The organism is Nonomuraea basaltis, from assembly GCF_005893125.1.
Classification (GTDB): Bacteria; Actinomycetota; Actinomycetes; order Streptosporangiales; family Streptosporangiaceae; genus Nonomuraea; species Nonomuraea basaltis.
In genome coordinates, this window is record NZ_VCJS01000374.1 from 1 (window position 1) to 7,543 (window position 7,543).

General features: G+C 66.8%; 8 protein-coding genes and 1 pseudogene. 1 reads left to right on the plus strand and 8 read right to left on the minus strand.

Going from position 1 to position 7,543, the window contains the following annotated elements; all coding sequences use genetic code 11:
• Positions 1 to 68 precede the first annotated feature (68 nt).
• The 8 genes and pseudogenes from EJK15_RS65735 to EJK15_RS65760 form a co-directional block, all read right to left on the minus strand.
• Positions 69 to 443 (minus strand): hypothetical protein, encoded by a 375-nt coding sequence (locus EJK15_RS65735; RefSeq protein ID WP_138720345.1) that lies wholly within the window; start codon positions 441 to 443, stop codon positions 69 to 71.
• A gap of 264 nt (positions 444 to 707) precedes the next feature.
• Positions 708 to 1,077 (minus strand): annotated as a pseudogene (locus EJK15_RS72260) (transposase family protein); the annotation flags it as partial.
• Between the two features lie 854 nt (positions 1,078 to 1,931).
• Positions 1,932 to 2,078 carry a hypothetical protein gene (locus EJK15_RS72265; protein WP_171075358.1) on the minus strand — a complete coding sequence of 49 codons (147 nt, stop codon included), beginning with the start codon at positions 2,076 to 2,078 and terminating at the stop codon, positions 1,932 to 1,934.
• A gap of 361 nt (positions 2,079 to 2,439) precedes the next feature.
• Complete coding sequence (locus tag EJK15_RS78300; protein WP_420847186.1) at positions 2,440 to 2,571, minus strand: hypothetical protein; 132 nt, start codon at positions 2,569 to 2,571, stop codon at positions 2,440 to 2,442.
• A 196-nt stretch (positions 2,572 to 2,767) separates the two neighbouring features.
• Entirely contained in the window at positions 2,768 to 4,642 is a 1,875-nt protein-coding gene (locus tag EJK15_RS65750) for a site-specific integrase (protein WP_138720348.1), read from the minus strand.
• Positions 4,643 to 5,203: 561 nt separating this feature from the next.
• Complete coding sequence (locus EJK15_RS73890) at positions 5,204 to 5,500, minus strand: site-specific integrase (RefSeq protein WP_206062205.1); 297 nt, start codon at positions 5,498 to 5,500, stop codon at positions 5,204 to 5,206.
• A complete protein-coding gene (locus EJK15_RS65755; protein WP_206062207.1) occupies positions 5,451 to 6,458 on the minus strand; it encodes a tyrosine-type recombinase/integrase in 1,008 nt (335 codons plus the stop codon). Before EJK15_RS65755 ends, EJK15_RS73890 begins: the two co-directional genes overlap by 50 nt.
• A 113-nt stretch (positions 6,459 to 6,571) precedes the next feature.
• Positions 6,572 to 6,877 (minus strand): hypothetical protein, encoded by a 306-nt coding sequence (locus EJK15_RS65760; RefSeq protein WP_240778056.1) that lies wholly within the window; start codon positions 6,875 to 6,877, stop codon positions 6,572 to 6,574.
• A 494-nt stretch (positions 6,878 to 7,371) separates the two neighbouring features.
• Here EJK15_RS65760 and EJK15_RS78305 point away from each other — a divergent pair.
• Positions 7,372 to 7,543: transposase (locus EJK15_RS78305; protein WP_138718588.1), on the plus strand; the 172-nt coding region annotated here is incomplete at its 3' end.

Sequence of the window (7,543 nt, forward strand, 5' to 3'; positions counted from 1 at the left end):
AAAATTTTCGAAGTCGTGTTACTACACTCTCGGCCCTTCGCGGCACCTCGAAGCTCGCTACAGGCCATCTACCTGCAGATTCTCGCTAACCATTCGCCACGTGTGACTACGAACTGCGGAACCCGGGATTGAGGGCCGTTGGGAAAGCGCCCTTGAGGAGTAACCTTGATCGCACGCTGGAGCACCGAACGGGATGCAGCGTCACGCAGTGCGAGCCGTACCTCCACAGGCTGCTTGGGCAGGTCTTCGACCGTGCCAAACCCGTTCTTGCTGCCGGTCGGGGCCAGGCCTACCGAACAGGTGTCGCCCGAGCAGGTCTCCTCTCCGGCACGCGAGGACGGGTTGAGGATGACGGCGGGGGATTTGCAGCCGCCGTTCCAGCACACCTCCATCGAGACGGATTGGGCGTCGGCGGCAAGCGGCGCTTCGACGGTCACGCCCACGCCGACAGGGGTACCTATCAGCGTGCAGTCCACACCGGCTGAACAGCCGACGGAGAAACAGGGGAGCAGGATGGCGAGTAGCGTGATTCGGCGCACACCCGCTAAGACGCGTGGTCGCCGCATCGGGTTCGAAGACGGCGGCTTCTGCGCTCGATCTGCTTTCCGGCAGTGCCGGATCTCGCTCCTGAACGTAGTATTGGCACGGTGACGGCGCTCTGAATGACAATGGCGTGATCTCAGCGAATTGCCGGTAGATAGAGCCTTTCATCCTGGGTAACGGCCCTCTTCGACGAGTTGCAGGACGAGGGTCGCGTGCACGAGCGCGGTCGCGCGGTGCGGGCAGCAGCGCAGTTTGGTCAGTACCTTCCAGTACTTCACCGTGGCGACGGCACGCTCTGCGATGGCTCGGATGCGGGCGTGGGCGCGATTGACGTCCCGTTGTCCGCGAGACAGCCAGGGCCGGTGGAGATGGTGCTTGAACGGCGCGCGGATCGTGCCGCCCGCTCCTCGAGAGCCCTTGTCCGCGAAGGTCTTGACGCCGGCGCCGGTCAGGCCGACCGTCCGCGCGGCGGGCCACGACGTGGGTGGCGCCCGGCAGCGCAGGTGAGGCCCATACCAGCCGGCCCACAGGGTCGGGGGTCTTCCCGCCGGTTTCACTATCGTCCTCGCCGTGACGGAAGGGGCGTGACCGTAGGTCTGGCGGTAGATGCAGTGAGGGGGTGACACGCGGTGGTGTCCACGCCCGCGGGCCACACGGTGCCCCACTCGTCCTGGCGAGCCAGGCAGAGCAGCCAGTCGGCGATTGCGCGGATCTCGTCGGCCCCGCCGGGTTCCTGTCCGACAGCCCTGGCGGCCGCCCTGTTGGCGCGGTGCATCGATGCCAGGACGGCGAGTGCTCCGGCCGCTCCGTGTGCCAGACCACAGTCGGCGTACCCGCTGGCCACGGTCCATCCTGCCGGCACCCGGAGCGCCGGCATCGGGTAGGGCGGACGCAGCCGTCCACCCCGTGCCAGGGCGCGCCCCACCTCAGCCCGCTTAGCGGACGGCGGCCTCAGCAGCAGGTAGAGCGCGGCCCCCGCGGTCCCGGACCCAGGTCGTGCTCGGGCACCGCAGCCACCGCCGCGTCCGTGCCGGCCAGCAGCCTGCCATACCGTTCGGTGTCCCCGCGCAACGACGCGGCCGCGACTCTCAAACCAGCGATCCCTCCGTCGAAAAGGCCGGCCTTCCCCGTGACGCCTGCTCGCACGGCTGATTCGAGAAAACGGTGTCCCGCTTCATTCCAGCCGTTATTCGCCGTGATTCTGCCGCGCGCCGAAAACAACATGACAAAGCCGCTCCGCCGTGTGCCAGCGAAGCGGGATGCCGATAATCCAAATGTGCTTCAGCGCCGCTGGAATGTCTGGCCACCGGGCCAGCGACACGGGCCGCCACCTCCTGCGCAATGGTCGAACCAGCCACCTCGTCCGTCTTGAACTGGAAGAACTCGCATTAACCGCCTGAAGGCGAGTTAGCCGGCATGGTCGACGTAGCTATGCTGCACGCGTAGATGGGCTGCACGGCCTCGATGTCGACGAGCAGCTCGAGGTCGAGGTCGAACACGTCGTCCGCGAGGTCGGGCTGGGCCACTGGGCTCACTTCGGGTTCCTTTCATTGACGCCCCGGCATCCCGGGACTGAGCAGAAAGGGACATTACCGAATCTTGCCGACGGTTCGCGCCATTTGCAATTATCTCGAAGTTTCCAGCCCAGCCTAGAACGGCTGTTGCGCTCTCAGCCTGGATCCACGGCGTGAATTCTGTTGATCATTTTGGCAGGCAATTCCTCGATGAGGCTCGTTCCCGCAGATGGAGGCCGGTTTTCGGGCGTGGGAGGGCCTCCGTGCGCGGGTCACGGGCTGTCCATAGGTTCCCGGGTCGAAGACGATGGGTGCGCCGGTGAGCGCGGTGACCTGGGTGAAGGTCGTTATGGAGATGCGTTGACCAGGAGTTTCGGGCGGGTCATGCCGCTCGGGCTGAGGGCGGGTCGTGGGTCGCGGTGAAGGTGTTCAGCCATGCGGCCTGCCATGGCCAGCCGGTGGGCAGGTGCAGGGTGAGCCGGCCGCGTCCGTACCGGGCGATACGCGCGGGCACGCTGATGAGGTGACGGCGCAAGGTGGCTCCGCGGGCCCGGGCATGGCAGGCATCAGCCAGACAGCCCAGGGCGCGCAGCAGGTTGTGCGTGATGGCCGCGCAGGTCAGCCAAGCGGCGTTGGCGGCGAAGCGACCGGAGGTTCTCTGAACTACGATCTTGAAATCCAGGTGAAGATCGAATCCTGGTCATCGTTACTCAGGGTGCGGGACTGCTTCGGCTTGCTATGTCGCCGAAGCTGGGCATTCCCAGGTCGGTGCGGCGGTGGCCGGTGTTGATTTGGGAGAGTTTGTCGCGGATTCCGGCGAGGCTGACGTGGAGGCCTTCGACCTCGCCGAGCCAGCCCTCGCGTTCGGCCTCGGCGATGCGGGCGAGCAGGTTGTCGCGGATTTCCTCGAATCGGGCGTGCTGTGCGGGGTCGGGGCGCAGCATGGGGCAGCGAATGCAGGCATGTTCGTGGATGCAGGGAGTGCCGAAGGCGCGGGCGCAGGTGCCGGTGGACAGCTTGCGTTTTTCGAAATGAGCGAGGAACTCGTCCCATTCGTCGTCGGTCGGCGTGCGGTATTCCTCGCTGGGCCGGGTTGCTCGGCGGCGGGCGATGAAAGCTCTGTGCGCCTCGATGGCCTCGGTGGGGTAGATCGCCTTGTAGCCCATGGTCGTGTTGATGTTGCGATGGCCGCAAATGATCTGTGCGATGTGCGGCGGCAGGCCGTTGAGGACGGCGTCGGTGACGAAGATCCTGCGGAAGTCGTGTGGGGTGAAGATCAGCGGGTTGCCGTCGGGGCCGTAGATTCCGGAGCCGGTCAGCGCGTCTTGAAGGATCTCCCGCAGGGAGCCTTCGCTGATCGGGCGGCGTTCTCCAAAGAGTGCGCGCTGGAACAGCAGCGGCATCGGCGGGTTCCAGATCTTCTCGTGGGTGTCGTAGCTGGCCACGAGAGGAACGGCGCCGCTCTGATCACGGATGCGGCAGACGATCGCGCTGAGCACGTCAGCCAGTTCCGGGCCGACCAGCAACATCCTCTCGGCGCCGGTCTTGGACGGGGCGATCTGCAGGAGTGGCACCAGCTCCCCGGTGGACGGCAGCCGATATTGGGTGATGCTGTGGTGGCTGAGCTCGCGTAACTCTTCGAACCGGATACCGGTATGGCGCAGGACTTCGATGACGGCCCATGCCCAAAACGCGTCGCCCTCCTGCTTGGTCAGATCGAGGCGTGGGCCGCCGTCGGGGGTGGCGGCCCAGATGCTGCCGGTGTAGGCGGTGGGCGTGGACAGACGAAGCAGGGTCTGCTCCTCGACGGTGAAGATGCTGCCGGGTGGAGTACGGCGGGCTGCCTCCAGCAGGACCGCGCTGGTGAGACGGTGCTGGTTGACAGTGCCGGCCAGCACCGGCAGCAGCGGCAGCCGCTCCCGGGTCCGCTGGTCCATCCGGGACTTGACCAGCTTGTCCTGCTTGGCCCGGTTGCAGTGGGCCTCCTTGATCGGGCAGGGCACCGCCCACTGAGCCCAGCGGTGCGGCTCGTCCAGAGCCCATTGGGCGATATCCAGGTAGAACGCGCGAACTGCCATCATCACGCTGCGGGCGCCCGCGCGGGGCACAACCTCCTCTGCCGGGTGACCGTCGGGATCGGCGATGGTCTTCGTCCGGAAGGAGACGCGTTGCCGCCACTCGGCGGCAACCTCGGGCGGCAGGTGGAGCGAGTCGATCCCGCGATGATGACGTTCCAGGTCGGCCCAGAACAGCCCGACCAAGTCGCCGGCGAGTTTAGCGAGGCTGTTGTAGTCCAGGACCGGCTGGCGTTCGCGTAGGTAGTCCACGAACAAGTCCCGGATGGGACGGCACCGGACCTGGTAGCGGTCCACCAGGTCCTCCACCGAGCGCTGGCCGGCCGCCAGGAGGAACGCCCGCCCGGTGGCTGGGGCGTCGACGCCCAGATCGCCGAGCGTGTGCAGCAGCCGGTAGGCCAGCAGGCGCCCGGCACCACCGGTTCCGGTATCGCGCATCGCATCCAGCAGGTCGAGGTAGTCGCCCACGGTGATGTCCCGGACGAGGCCGCCCTTGCAGGCCAAGATCATGGTGATACGGGCTCAGGGCCAGTCGGGCCTGTCCTGCGGTGATGCCGTCCGGGTCGGCATCGATGAGGCGCTGCAGCGCGGCGAACCCGCCGGGGTCTCGGCATGCGGCCATCATCGGCACGATCCGGGGCGAGGTCTTGCGGACCATCCAGGTCATGGCCGGGCGGATGATGTCGGCGCAGACCAGCACGAACAGCCCGATCTGGTAGCACTCGCGGTTACTTGGGGCGGCGGATCGGCCGGTGGCCTGACGCCACCGCATCGGCAGGGTCAGCCATTCCTCCTTGGGCAGGTCCTCGGCCCCGCTGGCCTTCCACCGCTGCTGCCAGCTGTCACCGGAGAAGCTCGCCAGCCACTCCAGGATCCGGGTGGTGCCCTGTCGCCGGTAGTTCGAGCCGTTGGCCGGGCGCAACGGCGGCGCGTCGACCATCGCGATGATCTCCTCGATGCCGAGCAGGCTCGCCGGCCAAGCGCTCTGGCCGGGGCGGCGCGGGAAGCCCCGTCGAGGATCGGTCGCGAGAATGTTCTGCGGCGGGGACGTTAGCTCGTTCGCCCGTACTTTCACCGCTGCCGCCCGAACAGCACGTCCAAGGAGCTCGGATCGTAGCCCGGAGCCGGAGGTGGGGACGGCGTGGTTGCGCGGGATTGGCGGGCGTGGTGGGCGCGTAGCTCGGCCACGGCCTCCTCCACCGACGGGTTCAAATACAGCTGCGTGGTCGTCAGATGGGCATGCCCCAAGATCCACTGGACGTCGGCCAAGGGCAGCGCCGGATCCCTGGCCATCCGATGCGCCGCCGAATGCCGCAAGTCATGCAGCGTCCAATTCGCTCCCAGCAACGCATTGGCCCGCTCGAACATCCGGTGCGCACCGTGATAGGACAGCGCGACCAACGGCTGACGCAAGGTCCACCACAGGCGGATCCCGCTGCCCGGTGGGCACTCGCCCGTGCATCTGCTGCTGGTAGAGCCGCAGCCACACGAACGCATCCGGTGAGGCGGGCAGCGCCTGAGCCGCCCGTGAACCCTTACGGATCACCGTGATCAACTGCTGGCCGGGATCGGCATCGCTACGACGGGCGCCCAGCAGTTCGGCCGCCCGGGCTCCGGTGGAGATCCAGAACGCCACCAGGGCCCGGTCGCGGTGCGACGGCAACGCCGCGAACAGCAACTCGAACATCTCCTCCGGGATCGCCCGGGGTGTCTGCTGCGGCACCGCGGAACGGTAACGCCCTTCACGTTCGCGCTGCCAGGGATCCATTGGGTTGTGATGGGCATGAGCGCGCCCGCCACGGCGCGCGCGATCCAGCGGGAACGGGTTGACCATCGGCCCGGTCCCGGCCTCCCGGTGGAAATCGTAGAACGCCCGCAGCACGCTCTCGCTGTGGTTGACCGTCCGAGGCGCGTACCCGATCCCCGGCGACGGCTTACCCGTGACCCCGTTCACCTCACCGGGCAGGCCACCCCCGGCCGGTCCTTCCCTTCGCGACTGAGGACGACGCCGGTCACTCCCGCCCCCGTCCGCCACCCGCATTTGCGCGCGCAGGGCCAACCGAGGCTTGCGCGTCTGGCGGATCCACAGGCTGAAATCGCGGCCCTCGACCGGCGTCGCCTGCTCCCAGGACACGCCCACTGCCGACAGGAACCGCAGCCAGCGCAGGAGATCCATCGCATATGCCTTCACGGTGTTCGGCGACCGCTCGATGTCGGTCAGGTAGGACAGGTACCGCTCGATCGGCCGCACCGGCACATCGTCGTCCCCAAGCACCGTCCACGATTCCTGCCGTGTCACCGGCGACACGACGCGCTGAACCAGCATGCTCCCTCCCGGAGTTCTGTGTGATGGACGGGCGGTAGATAACCACGTCCATCACGCAGATCGCCCGGCTCCAACCCTCCCTGAACAACATGGAAGACGCTCACTCAGCAGCTTCAGATAACTCGCCGTTTGGCGAATTCGTCCACGCCCAAGACGGCGACCGAGCCGACCTCGGGGTCGGGCAGCGCCCGGATCAGCCTGATCAGCAGGGATCGGGACACGATGATGCCCAGGTGGGCGGCCAAGCGCGCCCCAGCGCGTCCGGCCAGGGCCAAGGCGATGTGTTCCAGCAGCCGACGCAGTAACGAAGTCCGCCGCGCGTGTCTGTGCGCCAGCCCGGGTACCTGCTCAGCGAAGGTACGGACCGGGCGGTCAGGGTTGTCGCAGAACCACCGTCGCACCTCCAGTTCGATGGTCACGGGCACCTGTCCGCAGGTCACATCCTGCAGATGGCGACGGTATCGGCTGTGGATCCGCTAGCTGAGCGTGCCGCAGGAGCCACATCCAGCCTCGGTGTTCTTCGCGCGTGCGTTGATCAGTAGGCCGTTGCGGCCCTTCGTCACCCTCTCTACCTGTACTTCCGTCAGGTGGGGGAACAAGAAGGAAAGAAGGTCGAGGCTGGAGCTCTCGCCACCCGCCTGGATGTGCAGCACAATAGCCCTCACGGCCGCTCGTGATGATCAGATTCTTGGTCGAACCCGATCTTGACGATGCGGCCGCCTCCATGCCCGGCCTGTGACGAAATCGCGACTCTGATCACGCATCGTTACGTCTTCACGATCTTTGTGCCAGAGCCATTTCTGGTGGCCACCAGCCCGGCGAACCCACGACCATCTACCAGGAGAACTGAGGTGCCCTAGATCTTCCGGACAGCTCCCCAACTAGGGTTGGGGTGACCGGAAGGAAGCAGTAGTTGGCACGACGTAAGGGCCCGTACTCGCAGGCGTTCAAGGATGAGGCCGTCCGCATGGTGCTGGATGGGGATCGTCCGGTGTCGCATGTCGCCCGGGAGTTGGACATCCACGACACCACCCTGCATAACTGGGTGAAGGCTTGGCGGCGGGAGCACGGAGGCGTGGCGCCGG

Bases quoted from the DNA above. Each gene is read 5' to 3' on its own strand.
- EJK15_RS65750 (WP_138720348.1), bottom strand. From the start codon at position 4,642: ATGATCTTGGCCTGCAAGGGCGGCCTCGTCCGGGACATCACCGTGGGC.
- EJK15_RS73890 (WP_206062205.1), bottom strand. From the start codon at position 5,500: ATGTTCGAGCGGGCCAATGCGTTGCTGGGAGCGAATTGGACGCTGCAT.
- EJK15_RS65755 (WP_206062207.1), bottom strand. From the start codon at position 6,458: ATGCTGGTTCAGCGCGTCGTGTCGCCGGTGACACGGCAGGAATCGTGG.